Annotated in this window: 18 protein-coding genes; 10 read left to right on the top strand and 8 right to left on the bottom strand. The window is 65.1% G+C overall.

The window, feature by feature from the left end:
- Positions 1-17: 17 nt before the first annotated feature.
- From BZF61_RS08250 to ppdK, 3 genes are all read left to right on the top strand, one after another.
- Positions 18-947 carry a glycine--tRNA ligase subunit alpha gene (locus BZF61_RS08250; protein WP_086618419.1) on the top strand — a complete coding sequence of 310 codons (930 nt, stop codon included), beginning with the start codon at positions 18-20 and terminating at the stop codon, positions 945-947.
- The gene (gene glyS, locus BZF61_RS08245) at positions 947-3,025 is read left to right on the top strand and encodes a glycine--tRNA ligase subunit beta (protein WP_086618417.1); all 2,079 of its coding nucleotides are present in this window, start codon (positions 947-949) and stop codon (positions 3,023-3,025) included. The genes BZF61_RS08250 and glyS overlap by 1 nt, the downstream gene beginning before the upstream one ends.
- Before the next feature lie 140 nt (positions 3,026-3,165).
- Positions 3,166-5,832: a pyruvate, phosphate dikinase gene (gene ppdK, locus BZF61_RS08240; RefSeq protein ID WP_425429611.1), complete on the top strand. Its 2,667-nt coding sequence runs from the start codon at positions 3,166-3,168 to the stop codon at positions 5,830-5,832.
- Here the strand turns inward: ppdK and BZF61_RS08235 are convergent.
- On the bottom strand, positions 5,829-6,593 hold the full coding sequence (locus BZF61_RS08235) for a methyltransferase domain-containing protein (protein ID WP_086618413.1): 765 nt from the start codon (positions 6,591-6,593) through the stop codon (positions 5,829-5,831). The genes ppdK and BZF61_RS08235 overlap by 4 nt on opposite strands.
- A 56-nt stretch (positions 6,594-6,649) precedes the next feature.
- On the opposite strand from BZF61_RS08235, the gene BZF61_RS08230 reads away from it, so the two are divergent.
- The 4 genes from BZF61_RS08230 (at position 6,650) to BZF61_RS08215 (ending at position 10,491) form a co-directional block, all read left to right on the top strand.
- Entirely contained in the window at positions 6,650-7,420 is a 771-nt protein-coding gene (locus BZF61_RS08230; RefSeq protein WP_086618411.1) for a ComF family protein, read from the top strand.
- A gap of 329 nt (positions 7,421-7,749) precedes the next feature.
- Positions 7,750-8,145: a phosphoribosyl-AMP cyclohydrolase gene (hisI, locus tag BZF61_RS08225; RefSeq protein WP_086618408.1), complete on the top strand. Its 396-nt coding sequence runs from the start codon at positions 7,750-7,752 to the stop codon at positions 8,143-8,145.
- 30 nt (positions 8,146-8,175) lie between these two features.
- Positions 8,176-8,640 carry a MerR family transcriptional regulator gene (locus tag BZF61_RS08220; RefSeq protein ID WP_086618405.1) on the top strand — a complete coding sequence of 155 codons (465 nt, stop codon included), beginning with the start codon at positions 8,176-8,178 and terminating at the stop codon, positions 8,638-8,640.
- 45 nt (positions 8,641-8,685) lie between these two features.
- A complete protein-coding gene (locus BZF61_RS08215) occupies positions 8,686-10,491 on the top strand; it encodes an acyl-CoA dehydrogenase C-terminal domain-containing protein (protein ID WP_086618403.1) in 1,806 nt (601 codons plus the stop codon).
- A 506-nt stretch (positions 10,492-10,997) separates the two neighbouring features.
- Here the strand turns inward: BZF61_RS08215 and BZF61_RS08210 are convergent.
- The 6 genes from BZF61_RS08210 to tyrS all read right to left on the bottom strand — a co-directional run bounded on the left by BZF61_RS08210 (position 10,998) and on the right by tyrS (position 16,200).
- Positions 10,998-11,501 carry a hypothetical protein gene (locus BZF61_RS08210; protein WP_086618402.1) on the bottom strand — a complete coding sequence of 168 codons (504 nt, stop codon included), beginning with the start codon at positions 11,499-11,501 and terminating at the stop codon, positions 10,998-11,000.
- A 94-nt stretch (positions 11,502-11,595) separates the two neighbouring features.
- Positions 11,596-12,300: a dienelactone hydrolase family protein gene (locus BZF61_RS08205; protein WP_086618400.1), complete on the bottom strand. Its 705-nt coding sequence runs from the start codon at positions 12,298-12,300 to the stop codon at positions 11,596-11,598.
- Positions 12,297-13,217, bottom strand: a complete 921-nt coding sequence (gene cysK / locus BZF61_RS08200; RefSeq protein WP_086618399.1) for a cysteine synthase A — start codon at positions 13,215-13,217, stop codon at positions 12,297-12,299. Before cysK ends, BZF61_RS08205 begins: the two co-directional genes overlap by 4 nt.
- Positions 13,214-14,482 carry an MFS transporter gene (locus BZF61_RS08195; RefSeq protein ID WP_086618397.1) on the bottom strand — a complete coding sequence of 423 codons (1,269 nt, stop codon included), beginning with the start codon at positions 14,480-14,482 and terminating at the stop codon, positions 13,214-13,216. Before BZF61_RS08195 ends, cysK begins: the two co-directional genes overlap by 4 nt.
- A 74-nt stretch (positions 14,483-14,556) precedes the next feature.
- Positions 14,557-14,862, bottom strand: coding sequence for a PilZ domain-containing protein (locus tag BZF61_RS08190; protein WP_086618395.1), 306 nt, complete (start codon positions 14,860-14,862; stop codon positions 14,557-14,559).
- A 108-nt stretch (positions 14,863-14,970) separates the two neighbouring features.
- Positions 14,971-16,200: a tyrosine--tRNA ligase gene (gene tyrS, locus BZF61_RS08185; protein ID WP_086618394.1), complete on the bottom strand. Its 1,230-nt coding sequence runs from the start codon at positions 16,198-16,200 to the stop codon at positions 14,971-14,973.
- 77 nt (positions 16,201-16,277) lie between these two features.
- On the opposite strand from tyrS, the gene BZF61_RS08180 reads away from it, so the two are divergent.
- On the top strand, positions 16,278-16,793 hold the full coding sequence (locus tag BZF61_RS08180) for a DOMON domain-containing protein (RefSeq protein WP_086618392.1): 516 nt from the start codon (positions 16,278-16,280) through the stop codon (positions 16,791-16,793).
- On the opposite strand, the gene BZF61_RS08175 is transcribed toward BZF61_RS08180, so the two are convergent.
- Entirely contained in the window at positions 16,790-17,272 is a 483-nt protein-coding gene (locus BZF61_RS08175; RefSeq protein ID WP_086618391.1) for a TspO/MBR family protein, read from the bottom strand. The genes BZF61_RS08180 and BZF61_RS08175 overlap by 4 nt on opposite strands.
- Positions 17,273-17,343: 71 nt before the next feature.
- On the opposite strand from BZF61_RS08175, the gene BZF61_RS08170 reads away from it, so the two are divergent.
- Both BZF61_RS08170 and BZF61_RS08165 read left to right on the top strand, forming a co-directional pair.
- Positions 17,344-18,543: an exo-beta-N-acetylmuramidase NamZ family protein gene (locus BZF61_RS08170; RefSeq protein WP_086618389.1), complete on the top strand. Its 1,200-nt coding sequence runs from the start codon at positions 17,344-17,346 to the stop codon at positions 18,541-18,543.
- Positions 18,544-18,639: 96 nt separating this feature from the next.
- The gene (locus BZF61_RS08165; protein ID WP_086618387.1) at positions 18,640-19,932 is read left to right on the top strand and encodes a spinster family MFS transporter; all 1,293 of its coding nucleotides are present in this window, start codon (positions 18,640-18,642) and stop codon (positions 19,930-19,932) included.
- The last annotated feature ends 3 nt before the right edge of the window (positions 19,933-19,935 follow it).

Below are 19,935 nucleotides of genomic sequence, written 5' to 3'. Positions count from 1 at the left end.
CGCCATGGCGAGCCGCCATGAGTCCCGCCCCGCCTTCTGCCGCTGCGTCGCGTGACCCGGCGCGTTCGTTTCAGGACATGATCCTCACGCTCCATGACTTCTGGAGCGCCAATGGCTGCGTGATCCTGCAACCTTACGATATGCGCATGGGCGCGGGCACCTTCCATACCGCCACCACGCTGCGCGCCTTGGGGCCTGAGCCGTGGAGCGCCGCCTTCGTTCAGCCCTGCCGCCGCCCGACCGACGGGCGCTATGGCGAAAACCCCAACCGGCTCCAGCACTATTACCAGTATCAGGTGATCCTCAAGCCGAGCCCGCCGGATATCCAGGAGCTTTATCTGCACAGCCTTGCCGCGATCGGCATCGATCCGCTTGCGCACGACATCCGCTTCGTCGAGGACGACTGGGAAAGCCCCACGCTCGGCGCATGGGGGCTGGGCTGGGAAGTGTGGTGCGACGGGATGGAAGTCACCCAGTTCACTTACTTTCAGCAGATGGGCGGCTTCGACTGCAAGCCGGTCGCGGGCGAGCTGACCTACGGGCTTGAACGCCTGGCGATGTATATCCAGGGCGTCGACAATGTTTATGACCTCGCCTTCAATACGGCGGGGGTCAGCTATGGCGACGTGTTCCTCGAAAACGAGCGCCAGATGTCCAAGTGGAACTTCGAGGTCGCCGATACCGAGACCCTGTTCGAAGGCTTCCGCCGCGCCGAGGCCGAGTGCCTGCGCTCGCTTGCAGCCGGGGTGCCGATTGCCGCCTACGAGCAGGCGATCGAGGCGAGCCACCTGTTCAACCTGCTGCAGGCGCGCGGCGTGATCTCGGTGCAGGAACGCGCCAGCTACATGGCCCGCGTGCGCGACTTGGCGCGTTCCAGTTGCGAGGCCTATGCCACGAAGATGACGCCCGAATGGCAGGTCAAATATCCGGGGTGGAGCCTCGTGTGATGGCCGACTTCCTGCTCGAACTGCGCTGCGAGGAAATCCCTGCCCGGATGCAGACCGGGGCGCGCGCGGAACTCGAAAAGCTGTTCCGGCGCGAGCTGGATGCGGCCGGGGTTGCCGCGGGCGAACTCACGATCTGGTCGACCCCTCGGCGTCTGGCGCTGATCGCGCGCGGTCTGCCGCTGGCGACCGAGGCTGTCAGCGAGGAAGCCAAGGGCCCGCCCGAAGGAGCGCCCGATGCCGCGATTGACGGGTTCTGCAAGAAGGCCGGTGTGACGCGCGAAGAGCTGACCTTACGCGAGGTCAAGGGCCGGATGACATGGTTTGCGGTCCGCCACGCGCCGGGCCGTCCGATGGTCGAGGTGCTATCTGCCGCGATCCCGGCGATCATCCGCGACTTCAGTTGGCCCAAGGCGATGCGTTGGGGCGCGGCGTCGATTTCGACCGAGTCCTTGCGGTGGGTACGCCCGCTGTCGGGGATCGTCGCGCTGCTCGATGGCCAGGTGGTGCCTTGCGAAATCGGCGGGATCGCTGCCGGCCGCAAGACCATCGGCCACCGCTTCCATGCCTCCGGCCCGATCACCATCGATAGCGCGGACGATTACGCCGCCAAGCTGCGCGAGGCCTTCGTGATCGTCAATCACGAGGAACGGCAGGACATCATCCGCACTGGCGCGGCCAAGGTCGCTGCCGCGGCGGGCCTCACGCTGGTCGCCGACGAAGGCCTGGTGGTCGAGAATGCGGGGCTGACCGAATGGCCGGTGCCGCTGCTCGGCCGCTTCGACGAGGCCTTCCTCGACGTGCCGCCCGAGGTGATCCAGCTCACCGCGCGGGTGAACCAGAAATATTTCGTGTGCGAAGGCGCGGACGGCAAACTCGCCAACGCCTTCGTCTGCACCGCCAACATCGAGCCGCGCGACGCGCGCGTGGTGGTGGACGGCAACCGCAAGGTGCTCGCCGCACGCCTGTCGGACGCGCGTTTCTTCTGGGAGCAGGACCAGAAGACGCCGCTTGCAGTTCATGCCGAAAGGCTCTCGCGCATCACCTTCCACGAGAAGCTGGGCACCGTCGCCGACAAGGCCCTGCGCGTGGCGAAGCTGGCGCGCTGGCTGTGCGAGGAGGGGATCGTCACGGGCGACCCGGCGCTGGCCGAGCAGGCCGCACGCCTCGCCAAGGCCGATCTCGTCACCGAGATGGTCGGTGAATTCCCCGAATTGCAGGGCCTGATGGGCGGCTACTACGCCGCGAAGGAAGGCCTGCCGCAGGAAGTCTCCGAGGCGATCCGCGATCACTACAAGCCGGTTGGGCAGGGCGACGAAGTGCCGACGGCTCCGGTGACGGTGGCGGTGAGCCTTGCGGACAAGCTGGATAGCCTGTGTCAATTTTTCTTGATCGATGAGACTCCCACCGGCTCGAAAGACCCATTCGCACTTCGCAGAGCGGCCATCGGGGTGATCTCATTGATCCTTGGAAACGCACTTCGGTTCCGCATGCAGGATGTGCTCCGAAAGGCGGTCGAGGATGATCTAGAGAAGTTTGAAAAGGTCTTCTTTGGCCATGCCGACAAGGGATTGGGCGCGTTTTTCGCCGAGCGCCTCAAAGTCCAGCAACGCGAAGCGGGGATTCGTCATGACCTGATCGACGCGGTCTTCGCGCTCGGGGGCGAGGACGATCTCGTCCGCCTGCTCGCCCGCGTCCATGCGCTGCAAGCCTTCGTCTCCACCGAGGACGGCACCAACCTCCTGGCGGGCTACAAGCGCGCGGCGAATATCCTGAAGAAGGAAGGCTTCGCCGCGGGTGAGGGGGCGCAGGCCCTTTCCTACACGCCGGAAGCCGCCGAAAAGGCGCTGATCGACGCGCTCGATGCCGCCGCCCCTCGCGCTGCCGAGGCGGTCGAGGCCGAGCGGTTCGCCGATGCCATGGCGGCGCTCGCCACCTTGCGCGCGCCCATCGACCGGTTCTTTGAAGAGGTGACTGTCAACGACGCGGATGCGAACAAGCGCGCCGCCCGCCTTGGCCTGCTCGCGCGCTTTCGCGATGCCGTGCATCAGGTCGCCGATTTCAGCCGGATCGAAGGATGATGTTCGCTCGTTTCCCCTGTGTCCGTCACCTTCGGACAAGGCACATAATTTCAGAGGGTTAATGCCACTTTGCAAGGGTGACAGGGTGTCACCTTTGTCACTTTTGAAACTTTTGATCATTCGCGGGAAAGTTCATGACTATGAAGACGGTCTATGTATTCGGAGGCAATGCCGACCATTCCGACCCCCGCCAGAAGGACAAGACCGTCGTGGGCGGCAAGGGCGCGAACCTTGCCGAGATGGCCAGCATCGGCCTGCCTGTCCCGCCGGGCTTCACCATCACCACCGAGGAATGCATCGCCTATCTGAAAGATGGCGCGGATTTCTCGGACAGCTTGCGAAGCGCGGTCGCCGCCGCGCTCGCCCACGTCGAGGCCACGGTTGGCAAGAGGTTCGGCGATCCGGCGGACCCGCTGCTCGTCTCGGTCCGCTCGGGCGCGCGGGTGTCGATGCCGGGGATGATGGACACCGTGCTCAACCTCGGACTGAACGACGTGACGGTTGAGGGGCTGGCCGCGTCCTCGGGCGATGCGCGCTTCGCCTGGGATTCCTATCGCCGCTTCATCCAGATGTATTCTGACGTGGTGCTTGGCCTCGATCACGGCCTGTTCGAGGAAGCGCTGGAAATCGCCAAGGAAGACAAGGGCGTCCACAACGATACCGAAATGGCGGCTGAAGACTGGCAGGCGCTGGTCAAGGCCTACAAGCAGATCGTCGTTGACGAACTGGGCAGGCCCTTCCCGCAGAACGTGCACGAACAGCTGTGGGGCGCGATCCGCGCCGTGTTCGAAAGCTGGGATAGCGACCGCGCCAAGGTCTATCGTCGCCTCAACGACATTCCGGGTGACTGGGGCACCGCGGTCAATGTCCAGGCGATGGTGTTCGGCAACATGGGCGAAACCAGCGCCACCGGGGTTGCCTTCACCCGCGATCCGGCCACCGGCAAGCGCGTCTACTACGGCGAATACCTGATCAACGCGCAAGGCGAGGACGTGGTGGCCGGGATCCGCACGCCGCAATACCTCACCAAGGCGGCGCGCGAGGCGGCAGGGGCCAAGGCGCTCTCGATGGAGGAGGCGCTGCCGGAAGCCTATGCCGAACTCGCCCGCGTGTTCGACCTGCTCGAGCGCCACTACCGGGACATGCAGGACATCGAATTCACGGTCGAACGCGGCAAGCTGTGGATGCTCCAGACCCGCTCGGGCAAGCGCACGGCCAAGGCCGCGCTCAAGATGGCGGTGGACATGGTGGGCGAAGGCCTGATCGATGAGCGCGAGGCGGTGCGCCGCGTCGATCCGATGGCGCTCGACCAGTTGCTCCACCCGACGCTCGATCCCAAGGCCGAACGGCACGTGCTGACCACGGGACTGCCCGCTTCGCCGGGGGCGGCAGCGGGCAAGATCGTGCTCGATGCCGATACCGCCGAACAATGGGCCGGGCGCGGCGAGAAGGTGATCCTGGTGCGGGTCGAGACCTCGCCGGAGGACATCCACGGGATGCATGCGGCGCAGGGCATCCTCACCGCGCGCGGGGGGATGACGAGCCATGCGGCGGTGGTCGCCCGTGGCATGGGCCGGCCCTGCGTCTCCGGGGCCGGGGCGGTTTCGATCGACCGCGCCTCGCGCACCTTGCGGATCGGCTCGGTCGAGCTGAAGGAAGGCGACGCGATCACGCTCGACGGGGCGACGGGCCAGGTGATGCTGGGCATCGTCCCCACGGTCGAGCCGGAACTGGCGGGCGATTTCGGCACGCTGATGACGTGGGCCGATTGCTTGCGCCGGATGCGCGTGCGCACCAATGCCGAAACCCCCGAGGACTGCCGCATGGCCCGCCAGTTCGGCGCCGAGGGCATCGGCCTGTGCCGCACCGAGCACATGTTCTTCGAGGCCAGCCGGATCAGCGCGGTGCGCCAGATGATCCTTGCTGATGACGAGGCCGCGCGTCGCCGCGCGCTGGAAAAGCTGCTGCCCGAACAGCGTGCCGATTTTACCGCGATCTTCGAGGTTATGGCGGGCCTGCCCTGCACGATCCGCCTGCTCGATCCGCCGCTGCACGAGTTCCTGCCGCATGCGGACGAGGAATTCGCCGAGCTTGCCGATGCCACCGGCCTCGGGGTCGATCACTTGAAGCGCCGCGCCGGCGAGCTGCACGAATTCAACCCGATGCTCGGCCATCGCGGCTGTCGTCTCGGGATCACCTTCCCCGAGATCTACGCCATGCAGGCGCGCGCGATTTTCGAGGCGGCCTGTGCGGTCAAGCAGGCGAGCGGCGCGGCACCGCTGCCCGAGATCATGATTCCGCTGGTTGCCACCAAGCGCGAGCTCGCGATCCTCAAGGCTCTGGTCGACAAGGAAGCCGAGGCCGTGTTCGCCGAAACAGGCACGCGGGTCGAATACCTCGTCGGCACCATGATCGAACTGCCCCGTGCGGCGCTGATGGCGGGTGAGATTGCCGAGGAAGGCGCGTTTTTCTCCTTCGGCACCAATGACCTGACCCAGACCACGCTGGGTGTCAGCCGCGATGATGCGGCGCGGTTCCTGTCGGTCTATGTCGACAAGGGCATCTTCCCGCGCGATCCGTTTGTCAGCCTCGACGTCGAAGGCGTCGGACAGCTGGTCGAGCTGGCGGCAGAGCGCGGGCGCAGGACGCGCCCCGATCTCAAGCTCGGCATTTGCGGCGAGCATGGGGGTGATCCGGCGAGCATCGCCTTCTGCGAGAATGTCGGGCTCGATTATGTCAGCGCCTCGCCCTACCGCGTGCCGATCGCGCGGCTTGCGGCGGCGCAGGCTGCTCTGGCGCGGGGCTAAGTCCCCGCCAGGGATCTCCGGCCGGTGAGAGTGACGATCTCGAAGATTTCGGTGACCTTGCCGTCTGCCTCGGCGCGGGCCGCAAAGGCGCTGCGGGCACGGGCGAGCGCCGCCTTGCCGAGCGGAGCGGCAGGTCGGGCCAGGGCATTGCCGAGCGCCTGATCCCTGAGGTCGGCCACCAGCCGGTCGAGCGAGCTGTAGCGAACGGCCAGCGTGTGGGTGTCGACCACGGGATCCTTCCATCCCGCCCGCTGGAGCAGGACAGGGGCGGCGCGCGGGTCAACCAGCGGGTGGATGCGGGCGGCAGGCCTGTCGGCCTCGGCGGCGATCAGCGCGGCGCGCAGGGCCGGCAGGCTGCGGCCGCCGACGAAATGGGCGATCACCAACCCGCCTGGGGCCAGTGCCCGGTGCATGTGGATCAGCGCCCCGGGCAGGTCGTTGACGGCATCGAGCAGGCCGGTGACGACGATCAGATCGTACCCGCCCGACGGGTATGGGGCCTCGAGATCGATCCCGGTGGGCGCCGCCACCTCGGCTCCGGCGGCATCGAGGCGGGCGGCCAGCGCACCGGTCCAGTCGCCGAGAACCAGAGCACGGGAGGGCGAGTGCCGTAAGAAGGCAAGTCGCTCAAGCGTGTCCTCGATCATATCCTCGGCGAGAAAGCGCGCGACATCCGGATTGAAGCGACGCAGGCGCGCGCGTTCGAGGCGGCGGTCACGGCGCTGCGGGCTGAAGATGGTCGGGATCGCTGGGGCGGTCATTGCCAGCGCCCTGCCGCGCTTGCCAGGGCAGTGCAAGCCGTGCGACACGCGGGGTGATGAGATTGGTCGCGCACTTGGGCCGGAGCCTGAAGCCGCTGGTGGATCTGGTCTATCCGCCGCGCTGCCCGCTCTGCGGCGCGGCTCTGGCCGACCAAGACGGGTTGTGCGCCGAGTGCTGGGGGCTGCTCGACATTCCGGGAAGCGCCTCGGAAAGCAACCCGCTGCCCGAGCAAGAGGGCGCGCTGCGCGTCTACGCGGCAACACGTTACAACGCGGCTTCGCGGCGGCTCGTGCTCGATTACAAGCATGGAGGGCGGATCACCCATGCGCGGCTGCTGGCGCGCTTGATCGCAGCGCGGCTGCCCGATCCGCTCCGCGGTGATGCAAGGCCCTTGCTGGTGCCGGTGCCGCTCCACCGCTGGCGGCTGTGGCAGCGCGGCTTCAATCAGGCGGCGCTGCTGGCGGGAGAGCTGGCGAAGATGGGCAAAGGCGAGGCGCTGGTCGATGGTCTCCAGCGCCCCAAGCGGACGCCCAGCCTCGGCGGGCTGGGGCGCGACGCGCGTGACCGTGCATTGAAGGGAGCGATCATCGTCCATCCGCGCCGCCGCACGCGGATTGCAGGGCGCCATGTCGTGCTGGTGGACGACGTTTTCACCAGCGGTGCAACCGCACGGGCCTGTCGCAAGGTGCTGATCGAGGCCGGGGCGCGCATGGTCAGTGTCGCCTGTTTCGCGTTGGTCGACGCGCCGGGAGAGCGGCCCAGCCCAGACGCTGCCAGCCTGAAAAACGAAACGCCCGGGGTCTTTGGAACCCCGGGCGCCGCGTGACGAAACGGTTCGGATCCGCCCCTACGGGCAATGGCGATCAACCCCCTAATTTGACCGCCGGGACCCTGTCCCCTATCGTTCAACCGGTCGCGCTGGCACCCCGCTGCCAGTCCTGCGGTCCGGTCGCCCCCGAACGTGGCATCGGGCGACGCCGTTGTCCGGTGGTGAACCCCTGTCCGAGGCTCGGCATCCTTGTTCCATCAGGTTGCGTGGTTCGGAAGGGCAAACCTTTCACTCGGACATTTTTTGCAACGCGCTGTTGTGAACGTGCAACAATCAGCGCAAGAGGGCGTCGATTTTGGCATGATCTGATTGTCGGAGTGCGACAGATGTCTGACCAAGCCTTGAGCACCGCAGAACGCGAGCAAGGCTCGTATTTTGCCCCGAAGTTTGATGCGTCGGGCCTTCTCACCGCCGTTGTGACCGACGTCGCCTCGGGCGTGGTGCTGGTGGTGGCACACATGAATCGCGAGGCGCTCGATGCCACGCTCGATAGCGGCCGGGTGCATTTCTGGTCGCGCTCGCGCGGCCGGCTGTGGCTCAAGGGGGAAACCTCTGGGCATTATCTCGATGTCGTCGAGATGCTGGTTGATTGCGATCAGGACGCTGTGGTGATTCGCGCGCAGCCGGCGGGCCCGACCTGTCACACCGGCGCGCAGAGCTGCTTTTACCGTCGGATCGAGAAGGGGGAGAATGGCCCCCTTCTCGTAAAGGTCAAGACTTGACGCTGACGTAAAGGTAAGATAGACAGAAGCATGGCTACCGCTTCTACCTCGACCGAGACCGCTAGCAACCGCGAGTCCGAAGGGCGCCGCAACGGTGCCCATCTCGACCGGCCCGACATCCACAAGCGCGAGCAGTTCACGATCTCCGATCTCACGTCGGAATTCGGTTGCACGGCCCGTGCGCTGCGCTTCTACGAGGACGAGGGGCTAATCAGCCCGGCACGGGTTGGGTTGACCCGCGTCTATTCCAAGCGCGACCGCGCGCGCCTGGCATGGATCATGCGCGCCAAGAATGTCGGTTTCAGCCTCAACGAAATCCGCGAGATGATCGACCTTTATGACCTCGATGACGGCCGCGTCGAACAGCGTCGCGTCACGATCGAAAAGTGCCGCGCGCACATCAAGAAGCTCAAGGCCCAGCGCGACGACATCGACAGTTCGATCAAGGAGCTCACCGAATTCGTGGCCGAGATAGAAAAGCTCGACCTGCGCTGAGCGGCAGCACCAGGCCAGAACCGCCCCTAACAGAGAGACCAACCGATGCCGACCTACACCGCGCCCACTCGCGATACCCGTTTTATTGTCAACGAGTTGCTCGACCTTGCCAGTTACGGCAACCTGCCGGGCTTCGAGAATGCCACGCCCGACATGATCGACACCGTCATCAACGAGGCCGGCAAATTCTGTGCCGAGGTGCTCGCGCCGATCAATCAGGCAGGTGACGAGCATGGCTGCACCCGTCACGAGGATGGCTCGGTCACTACGCCGCCGGGCTTCAAGGAGGCCTATCAGGCCTATGTGGAGAGCGGTTGGGGCACGCTCGCCCAGCCCGAGGCATTCGGCGGGCAGGGCATGCCGCATGTGCTGGGTTTCGTGCTGGAGGAATACACCGCCACCGCCAATCAGGCCTTCGCGATGTATCCCGGCCTTACTGCTGGCGCGATCTCGGCGATCCTCGCCAAGGGCTCGGAGGAGCAAAAGGCGACCTTCCTGCCCAAGATGATCTCGGGTGAGTGGTCGGGAACCATGAATCTGACCGAGCCGCATTGCGGCACCGATCTCGGCATGATCCGCACCAAGGCCGTGCCCAATGGCGATGGAACCTACGCGATCACCGGCACCAAGATCTTCATTTCCGCCGGCGAGCATGACCTGACCAGCAACATCATCCACCTGGTGCTGGCCAAGACCCCGGGTGCGCCCGACTCGACCAAGGGCATCTCGCTGTTCATCGTGCCCAAGTTCCTGCTCGACGAGAACGGCAACCCTGCGCAGCGCAACCGGGTGACCTGTGGTTCGATCGAGAAGAAGATGGGTATCCATGGCAACGCCACCTGCCTGCTCAACTATGATGGCGCGACGGGCTATATGGTGGGCGAGGAAAACAAGGGTCTTGCCGCGATGTTCATCATGATGAACGCCGCGCGTCTCGGAGTCGGCATCCAGGGCTACGCCCAGGCCGAAGTCGCCTATCAGAACGCCGTTGCCTATGCGCTTGACCGCCGTCAGGGCCGCGCGCTCACGGGCCCGGCCGACCCTGCGGCCAAGGCCGATCCGATCTTCGTCCACCCCGATGTGCGCCGGATGCTCATGGACGCTAAGGTATTCACCGAAGCGATGCGCGCCCTGTGCCTTTGGGGCGCGCTTCAGGTCGATCTCACCCACAAGGCCCAGACCGCCGAGGAGCGCGAGCGTGCCGACATGTTGATCGGGCTGTTGACCCCTGTCATCAAGGGCTACGGCACCGACAAGGGCTACGAAATCGCCACCAACATGCAGCAGGTGTTCGGCGGGCACGGCTATGTCCGCGAATGGGGCATGGAGCAGTTCGTCCGCGATAGCCGCATCGCGATGATCTACGAAGGCACCAACGGCGTGCAGGCGATGGATCTGTGCGGTCGCAAGCTTGCCATGAATGGCGGCAAGGCGATTCAGGCCTTCTTCGCCATGATTGACGAAGAAATCGCCTCGGCCAAGCAGGTGCCGGAGCTGGCCTCGGTTGCCGAACGCCTCGAAAAGGCTCTCGGCGAACAAAAGGCGGCGACGATGTGGTTCATGCAGAACGCGATGGCCAACCCCAACCACCTCGGCGCGGGGGCGCATCACTATATGCACATCATGGGCATCGTAACGCTCGGCTTCTTCTGGTTGAAGATGGCCAAGGTTGCCCTCGCCAAACTGGCGGGCGAACCGGAAGACAAGGCATTCTACGAAGCCAAGTTGGTCTCGGCCAACTACTACGCCGAACGCTTTCTGCCCGATGCCGGTGCGCTGCGCCGCAAGCTCGAAGCGGGCAGCGATTATATGATGAAGCTGCCAGCAGAGGCCTTCGCGACTGCCGCCTGAGCCCTTCGGGCGTTTCCGGAACGCCAGGGTCGTCATGTGGGCGCATGGCGGCCCTTGCTGTATCCTTGGCGAGGTTTTGGTGCCGTTTGCGTTTCCGGCGACGCGCGTTCTTCGCATGGCCCAACTCGGCCAACCAGCAGCTTGGTGTTGCCGGTCGTTCGGGGTTGCGATTCGGGCATGGTTCGGTGAATCGATGTCCGTCTTCGCAAACCTGTCCAAGGTCTCGTCGCCAGCGCCATGCCCGAAATCGCCAGACGCCGCGTCTTTCGCATCTTGCGCCCTTTGCCCTTGGCGCGAGGCCAACAGCACTGCGCTCATCTGCAAGAGCGTGACTGCCGGAAGGGCAGGCGGCGATTGTCGCTACGGTGGTTCAGCAAGGCGCAGGCGATCGGCGCGGCGTGCGCTGGCGGTCCATCAGTCGCCGATATGCCGGACGCATCGTGCGCTTCGTGTCGGTCGGCCTGGCAAGCAATCCCGATTACACCGACGCCGTGCTGTGCTGAGCCCTACTCATGGGCCCCCATCAGGCGCTGGCTGCCGCCCTTGAGCTTGGGAGCGGCGGCCGCAGCGATGCGCTCGGACAAGCTCATGCCGGTGCGCATGACGGGTTTGGGACCTTCGCCGACGCGGGCCGGGGCAGGGGTGAGCGCGGGTTTTGGCGCTGGTGCAAGCGGAACCGACGCGGGCGCTGTGGCGATGCTTTCAGGTCGTGGCTCAGGCATGGGTTCGGGCGCGGGTTGGGGCTGGGGCGCAGTATCCGGAGCCGCGCGCGGAGCAAGAACGGGGGCCGCGGCAGGCGCGGGTGCCGGTGGCGCTGGGGCCGCCTCCTCGGTGCCGGCTCCCGCGAGCAGCTTCGCGGCAACTTCTTCAAGCGAGCCTACCACCAGCAGCGGTTGTCCGCCGATGATGCCGACACTGGTCTGGCCGTTCTCGGCCACGCGCAGCCACGCCACGTTCTCGGCCACGACGAGATAATTGCCGCCGCGCGATTCGAGCTTGACGAATTTCATGATCACCTTTGTTGCGTGTCACCGTCGGATTGCCGTCAGTGCACCCGAAGCGATAGCGCGACACGGTTAAGGAAAGCCTGTTGGTCCGGGGGTATTAGGCAGGCAAGGGCGCGACCTCGTCGATCAGTCCCATCAGCGCCGCCCAGGATTGGCGCTCGGCGCGCGGATCATAGGCTGGATTGGGCATTCCGGTGGGGGTGAGCGGGTTGGTAAAGCCGTGCTCGACCCGCGCGAAGGAGATGAACTGCCAGTTTGCCGCCACGCCGTCCATCTCTTCCCAAAAGGCGATCACATCCTGGCGCGGCACTAGCGAATCAGCATCGCCGTGGCACACCAAAACTCGCGGCTTTATTGGTTGGGTCGCGGGAAGCGGCGTGGCCAGCAGGCCATGAAAACTCGCCACCAGCGCCAGATCGGCACCATCGCGCGCCAGTTCCAGCACCGCCATCCCGCCCAGGCAAAAGCCGATCGCGATCTGCGGTAGCCCAGGCGCGATACCCGCTAGAGCATCAAGCGATGCTCGCAAACGCTGGCGCATCGCCAGGGGATCGGCACGCAGCCGTTCCATCGCGGCGAAGGCGCTGGGCGCATCATGCGGCGTATCGGGGCCATAGAAATCGGCGACCAGCGCGATGCACCCCGTCTCCGCCAGCGCCAGCGCCTTGGCCTCGATCCCTGGGGTGATGTTCATGAAGGTCGGAAACACCGCGACCGCGGCGCGGGCAGGGCCGGAAGGCCGCGCCAGCCATCCGGCCAGCGCGGTGGCCCCGTCGGCATAGGCAAGCGGGGCGAGGCTCATTCGACCGGAAGAAAGTCGGGCACCGAAAGGTAACGCTCGCCGGTGTCGTAGTTGAACCCGAGCACGCGGCTGTCTTTCGGCAATTCGGGCAGTTTCCTGGCGATCGCAGCGAGGGTCGCACCGGAGGATATCCCCACCAGCATCCCTTCCTCGCGCGCTGCACGGCGGGCCATTTCGCGTGCATCCTCAGCGGCTACTGTGATGGCACCGTCGATCGATTGTGTGTGGAGATTGCCCGGAATGAAACCTGCACCGATGCCTTGGATCGGGTGCGGGCCGGGCTGACCGCCGCTGATGACGGGCGAAAGCTCAGGCTCGACCCCGTAGGCCTTGAGCGAGGGCCAGTGCTTCTTCAATTCCTCGGCGCAGCCGGTCAGGTGCCCGCCGGTGCCAACCCCGGTAATGATCACGTCGATCGGCGTGTCGGCGAAATCGGCGAGGATTTCCTGCGCCGTGGTGCGGGCGTGGATGGCAGGGTTGGCGGGGTTGTCGAACTGGCTCGGCATCCACGCGCCCGGGGTTTCCTCGACCAGCTGCTGCGCGCGTTCGATCGCGCCCTTCATGCCTTTCTCGCGCGGCGTGAGATCAAAGCTCGCACCATAGGCGAGCATCAGCCGGCGGCGCTCGACCGACATCGATTCGGGCATGACCAGCACCAGCCGGTAACCCTTGACTGCCGCGACCATGGCGAGGCCGATCCCGGTGTTGCCGCTGGTCGGCTCGACGATGGTGCCACCCGGCTTGAGCGCACCGCGCGCCTCAGCATCCTCGACCATGGCGAGCGCGATGCGATCCTTGATCGAGCCGCCGGGGTTCGACCGCTCGGACTTCACCCAGACCTCGTGGTGCGGGAACATCCGCGCCAGACGGATATGCGCAGTTCCGCCGATGGTGGCGAGAATGCTGTCAGCCTTCATGTCGATACCTCTCTTTTTAGCGCTTGCGGCTCGAAGCTGCTGGCGTGTCGCAATTCGGGAAAATACCACGCCCAGATAAGTGTCACCACTATCGCGCCCGCCCCTCCGAATACAACCGCTCCGGTTGCCCCCAGCAGCGCTGCGGCCAGGCCGGATTGCATCTCGCCCAGCTCGTTCGAGGCCGAAATCGCGAGGCCCGAAATCGCGGACACCCTCCCGCGCTTGTCGTCGGGCGTGAACAGCTGGACCAAGGACGAGCGAATGAACACCGAAACCATGTCGACTGCACCCATCGCGGCAAGGATCGCCACCGACAGGGCGAAGCTGCGCGAAAAGGCAAAGGCGATGGTAAGCGCCCCGAAGGCGCCCACGGCAAGGAGCATTTTCACCCCCACGCTACGTTCGATCGGGTGGAACGACAGCCACAGCGCCACCAGCGCCGCTCCCAGCGCAGGGGCGGCGCGCATCAGACCAAGGCCGTCCGGGCCGACGAAGAGGATATCGCGGGCGAACACCGGCAGCAGCGCGGTTGCCCCGGCGAGCAGCACCGCGAACAGATCGAGGGTGATACAGCCGAGCAGAAAGCGTTCACGCCAGACATAGATCATTCCCTCGATGATCTGACGCACCGGCTTCAGCGTCGGGCTTTCGTGTCGCGCCTTGATCGGGCGGATCGACAGGATCAGAATCGTCCCGGCCAGCAGCATCAGGGCAGAGATGGCGTGCGGCAGCCACCCGGCGCTTGCAAAAATCAGCCCGCCCACCGCCGGGCCGGCTACGCTGGCGGCCTGCCAGGCGATCGAGCTCAAGGCGATGGCGCGCGGCAGGAGGGCAGAAGGCACGATATTGGGCGCGATTGCGCTCATCGACGGTCCGACGAAAACCCGCGCAGTGCCATGCGCCGCCGCCAGCGCGAAAAGGATCGGCAGATTGAGCGTATCGGTCCAGGTCATCACCGTCAGCAGCACCGCAACCAGCGCGTCTATTCCATTGGCGAAAGCGGCGACATGACGGCGGTCAAAGCGGTCGGCGGCGAGACCCGCGACCGGGGTGAGAACGAACAGCGGAACGAACTGCGCCAGGCCCAGCAGTCCGAGATAGAAGGAAGCCTCGGCCAGGCTCATGGCGTAGTCCGCACGCGCGACTTCGTAGGTCTGGTAGCCGAGCAGGACCACCATCGACATGGTCGCGAACACGGCCAGAAACCGCGCGAGCCAGTAGCGTCGGTAATCGCCGATCTGGAGGGGGGAGGTAGGTTCGGTCACGCGCGCGCCATGGCAGGCCTTATCGCTCCTGCCAAGCAGGCGAAACTTGCCAAGGGTTGAGCGAGGCTTGTGGTTCAGCGCGGGCGGCGCAGGCGGGGGTTGGGCTGCAGCTCGTCGATGATGGCGATGAAATCATCGAGCCGGATAATCCGCTCGAACTGGAAGCCGGCGCGCGTATCGCGGGTCCAGATCACATAGGCCTCGAGTCGTCCCACCACCGGCAGGCGGATGATGATCCTGTCGCCACGCGCTAGCTGGTGCGCATCGTCGACCATGAAGCCGTGGGCCGAAAGGTTGCAGACATGCAGCTTGAGATCACCATGATCGAAATGCTCGACGATCACCGGATAGTCGACCGGATGCCGCGCTGCACGCCGCATATCGGTTACGCTCAGACTTGCTCGGCCAGTCACGCGCCGCGATCCTCCGTTGTGCCTGGGGTTCGCACAGGAGATGCCCGAGAAAGGCTTCAAATTGGTAAAGGGCTCTCAGCGCTTGACCAGCGCATGGCGCTTCTTGCCGAGGCTGAGGCGCAAGGTTTCGCCTTCGCCGGGCAGCACGAGGTGGGCAGGATCGGTGATGGTCTCGCCTTCCAGCCTAACCGCGCCTTCGGCAATTTTTCGTTTGGCCTCGCCGTTCGAGGCTGTCAGGCCGATATTGGTGAGGAGCGCGGCTATGCGCATGCCTTCGGGACCGGTGGCAAGCGTGGGCAGATCCTCGCCGGCGCCGCTGCCGGTGAAGGTTTCGCGCGCGGTCGCCTCGGCGCGGGCAGCCGCGTCTGGCCCGCGCACCAGCGCGGTCACCTCATTGGCGAGCACGATCTTGGCGGCATTGATTTCAGCGCCTTGCAGCGCTTCCAGACGGGCGATCTCGTCGAGGGGAAGATCGGTGAACAGCCGCAGGAACCTGCCGACGTCGGCATCATCGACATTGCGCCAATATTGCCAAAAGTCGTAACTTGGCAGCTGATCTTCGTTGAGCCAGACGGCGCCGGCCGCAGTCTTACCCATCTTGGCTCCGCTCGCGGTGGTCAGCAACGGGGTGGTAAGACCGAACAGCTCGACCCCATCCATCCGCCGGCCTAGCTCGATCCCGTTGACGATATTGCCCCATTGGTCACTGCCACCCATCTGCAAGCGGACATCAAATTCCTTTGACAAGTACCTGAAATCATATCCTTGCAGTATCATGTAATTGAATTCGAGGAAGGTCATCGGCTGTTCGCGCTCAAGTCGAAGGCGAACCGAATCGAAGGTCAACATCCGGTTGATGGTGAAGTGCGTGCCGATTTCCTGCAGCAGCTCGATATAGCCGAGCTTGCCGAGCCAATCCTGGTTGTTCACCATCACTGCGTCAGTCGGGCCGTCACCGAATTTCAACAGCTTGTTGAATACAGTGAAGATCGATTGGACATTGGCCTCGATCGTCTCGTCGTCGAGCATCTTGCGGCTCTGATCGCGCCCGGTGGGATCGCCGATCCGCGTTGTCCCGCCGCCCATCAGTACGATCGGCTTGTGTCCGGTCTGCTGCAAGCGCCGCAGCATCATGATCTGCACCAGACTGCCCACATGCAGGGATGGCGCGGTTGCATCGAAACCGACATATCCCGGCACGATCTGCCTGGCTGCAAGGGCATCAAGCCCTGCCGCATCGGTCAGCTGGTGGATGTAGCCGCGCTCGTCGAGCAGGCGCAGAAGGGCGGATTCGTAGGTGCTCATGGGGCGCGCGCTTAACAGCGGGGAAGGAAGACGGGAAGAGACTTGCCCGCCGCCGGTGCCGGGGCCATGAAGCGCGGATGCACCCGCTCATGCTCCATGTCGCCTGTGACCTCGGCCCGATCCGCGCCGTCAGCGCCTCGGTCACTGCGACCGCGCAAGGCTGCGAGGCCGAATTCAGGCTCGATGGCCGGGTTCCCGCGATCGTGCTCCCGGCCCGGGCCACGCCGGCGCGGATGGACAACCTGTGGCAGACGACCTGCTTCGAGATCTTTTGGCAGCCTCTGGGCGGGACCCGGTACCGAGAATTCAACCTCTCGCCCTCGGGGTGCTGGGCGGCCTACGATTTCGATGACTTCCGCGAGGGGATGCGCGATGCGCCGGTCGATACGATCGCGATTGCCTGTTCGCATGACGACGGCGGGCTGGTGCTGACGGCCAGCATCGCCGCCGCTTTGCCGGCCCCTGCGCAGGTGGCGCTCAATGCGATTGTCGCGCATCCGGACGGCGGCAAGCAGTTCTGGGCGCTGGGCTTCCCGCCGGGCAAGCCCGAGTTCCATTCCGAGGCCTGCCGTACGCTGATCATCGAACGCTAGCGCCCGAAGGGGCGGTTGAGCTGCACGATCTTGGCATTGAGGATCAAGGCGAAACTCACCCAGATGAAATAGGGCAGGTTGAGCCAGCCGACGATGCTGTCCTGCACAAGCCGTGGGAACACGGTCAAGAGGGCGGTGACCGAACCCCACAAAAGCACGTTCTCCGCCAACGCCCAGTCGGGGCGCCTGAGCTTGAAGAACAGCGGCGACCAGCACAAGTGCAGCACGAAATTGGCGGCGAAAAGTGCTTCCACCGCCAGCTTCGTCTCCGGGGTGGGCGCGCGGGTAAGACCGATGTAGAAGCTCCACCCGGCCAGCCCGAGGATCACCGTCCAGGCCGGGCCGAACAGCCAGTCAGGCGGTTGCCACTGCGGTTTCCTGAGATCGCGATACCACTGGCCGATCTCGGTCAGCGCGCCGCCCGCTCCCCCGAGGATGATTGCCCACGCGGCGGCAACAAGGGCGCTGGTCCAGTCCATGGGCGAGGATATAGGCAAGCGCGGCGCAAATGCCATTGCCTTTGCCGCAAGCCTGCTGCACCCCAAGGCACATGAAGACTGGTATTGACCGGCTGCTGGCCGATCCCGAACTGCTCGCCCGGCTAAGCGGCCGCCGCGTCGCGCTGGTGGCGCATCCTGCGAGCCTCACCGAAACGCTCGTGCACAGCCTTGATGCACTGATCGGCGCCGGGGTGAACATTTCCAGCGCTTTCGGTCCGCAGCACGGGCTCAAGGGCGACAAGCAGGACAACATGATCGAGACGCCGGACGCGTTCGATCCGGCCTATGGCATTCCGATTTTCTCGCTCTATGGCAAGGTGCGGCGGCCGACTGGCGAGATGATGTCAAGCGCCGACGTCTTTCTGTTCGACCTTCAGGACCTCGGCTGCCGGATCTACACCTTCGTCACCACGCTGCTCTACCTGCTGGAGGAGGCGGCGCGGCACGGCAAAGAAGTATGGGTGCTCGACCGGCCCAATCCGGCCGGGCGTCCGGTCGAAGGCACGCTGCTGGTGCCTGGGCAGGAAAGCTTTGTCGGCGCCGCGCCCATGCCGATGCGGCACGGGCTGACAATGGGAGAGATGGGCCACTGGTTCATCGCGCATTTCGGCCTTGATCTTGCCTATCGCGTTGTGACGATGGAGGGCTGGCAGCCGGATGAGGAGGGCGGCTTTGGTTGGCCGGCGTCACGGATCTGGATCAATCCCTCGCCCAATGCCGCCAACCTCAACATGGCCCGCTGCTATGCCGGCACCGTGATGCTCGAAGGCACCACACTATCCGAAGGGCGCGGCACCACACGGCCGCTGGAGGTGCTCTTCGGTGCGCCCGATCTTGATGCCAGAGCGGTGCTGACGGAGATGCAGCGCCTTGCACCCGACTGGCTGGCGGGTTGCGCGATCCGGGAATGCTGGTTCGAACCGACTTTCCACAAGCATGCAGGAAAGCTTTGCCACGCCCTGATGATGCACGCAGAAGGGCGCTTTTATGAGCATCATGCTTTCCGCCCTTGGCGGCTTCAGGCGCTCGCATTTAAGGCGATCCGGCGGCTCTATCCCGACTACTTGCTGTGGCGCGACTTTCCTTACGAATACGAGCTTGGCCGGCTGGCGATCGATGTCATCAATGGCGGGCCTGGGCTGCGCGAGTGGGTCGATGACCCGGCGGCAACACCGCATGATCTTGACGTCATGGCCTCACATGACGAGGCCGCATGGGTGGCCGAAGCGCGACCGCACCTGATTTACTGAGTGGCCTCAAGGCGCTGGAAGACACCCTCCAACGCCACTGCAATGACACAATTAGGGATGGCGGATGGCCCGTCACCGCGAGAGGATTGGGAGCCGATGGCGAGCACGAATGTCGGGACAGCCGGTCAGCGATCGGTCCGGATCACACTTTGGACACTGCTGGCCGTCTATATCTTCAACTTCATCGATCGCCAGATCGTCAACATCCTGGCCGAGCCGATCGCACGCGACCTCAAGCTTTCCGACACCCAGATCGGGCTGATGACGGGCCTCGCCTTCGCGCTGTTCTACACTCTGCTCGGCATTCCCATCGCCCGTTACGCCGATCGGGCGACGACCAGCCGGCCCCGGCTGATCGCGGTCGCGCTCGCCGTGTGGTCGGCGATGACGGCGCTGTGCGGGCTGGCGCAGAACTTCGTGCAACTGCTGCTCGCGCGCATCGGCGTTGGCGTGGGTGAAGCGGGTTGCACCCCGCCGGCGCATTCGCTCATCAGCGATATTGTGCCGTCCGAGAAGCGCGCTTCTGCGCTGGCGTTCTATTCGCTTGGCATTCCGCTGGGATCTTTGCTGGGAATGGTGATCGGCGGCACTTTGGCCGATCTGATGACTTGGCGCGATGCTTTCGTGATCGTCGGTCTGCCGGGGGTGGGGCTGGCGCTACTCGTGTGGTTCGTGCTCAAGGATCCGCGTCGGGCGGATGCCGCCGCCGTGCTGCGCGCCCAGAACCAGCCGGCCGCGCTGCCCTTGGGCGAGGCGCTGAAGGACGTGATGGGCTCGCGCGCCTTTGTGCTGCTGCTTTTCGCCGGATCGGCGGCGGCGTTCCTGTCCTATGGCAAGACCACTTGGACCACGATCTTCTTCCAGCGCACCCATGATCTGACCCCGGGGCAGGTGGGACTGTGGTTCGGCCTGCTGGGCGGGGTGGGCGGGATGTTGGGCACTTGGCTGGGCGGATACCTTGCCGACCGCTTCGGTGCGATCAATCGGCGCCACGTGCTGAGCGCGCCTGCGATCGGCATGGCACTGGCCGTGCCGCTGGCGATTGCCGCCTACCACGCGCCGAGCTGGCCGCTGGCGCTGGCGCTGCTGTTCATCCCTACCGTGTTCAATTCGTTCTACTATGGGCCGTGCTATTCGGCGGCGCAGGGGCTGGTGCCGATCAAGGCACGGGCGATTGCGGCGGCAACCCTGCTGTTCTTCCAGAACCTCATTGGCCTGGGTTTGGGACCATTGTTTTTCGGGATGCTGTCGGACTGGCTGCAACCCAGCTTTGGTGCGGATAGCGTGCGCTATGTGCTCTACGGCGCAGCGGTGCTGGGGTTGGTGCCGGCGTTCTTCTTTTGGCGTTGCAGCCTGCATCTGGACGCGGAGCTAGACCGCAAGGGGTGAGCA

This window comes from Erythrobacter tepidarius, from assembly GCF_002155695.1.
Lineage (GTDB): Bacteria > Pseudomonadota > Alphaproteobacteria > Sphingomonadales > Sphingomonadaceae > Erythrobacter > Erythrobacter tepidarius.
Note: the sequence above shows the minus strand (reverse complement) of the source record. Positions and strands in the feature narration are given on the sequence as shown.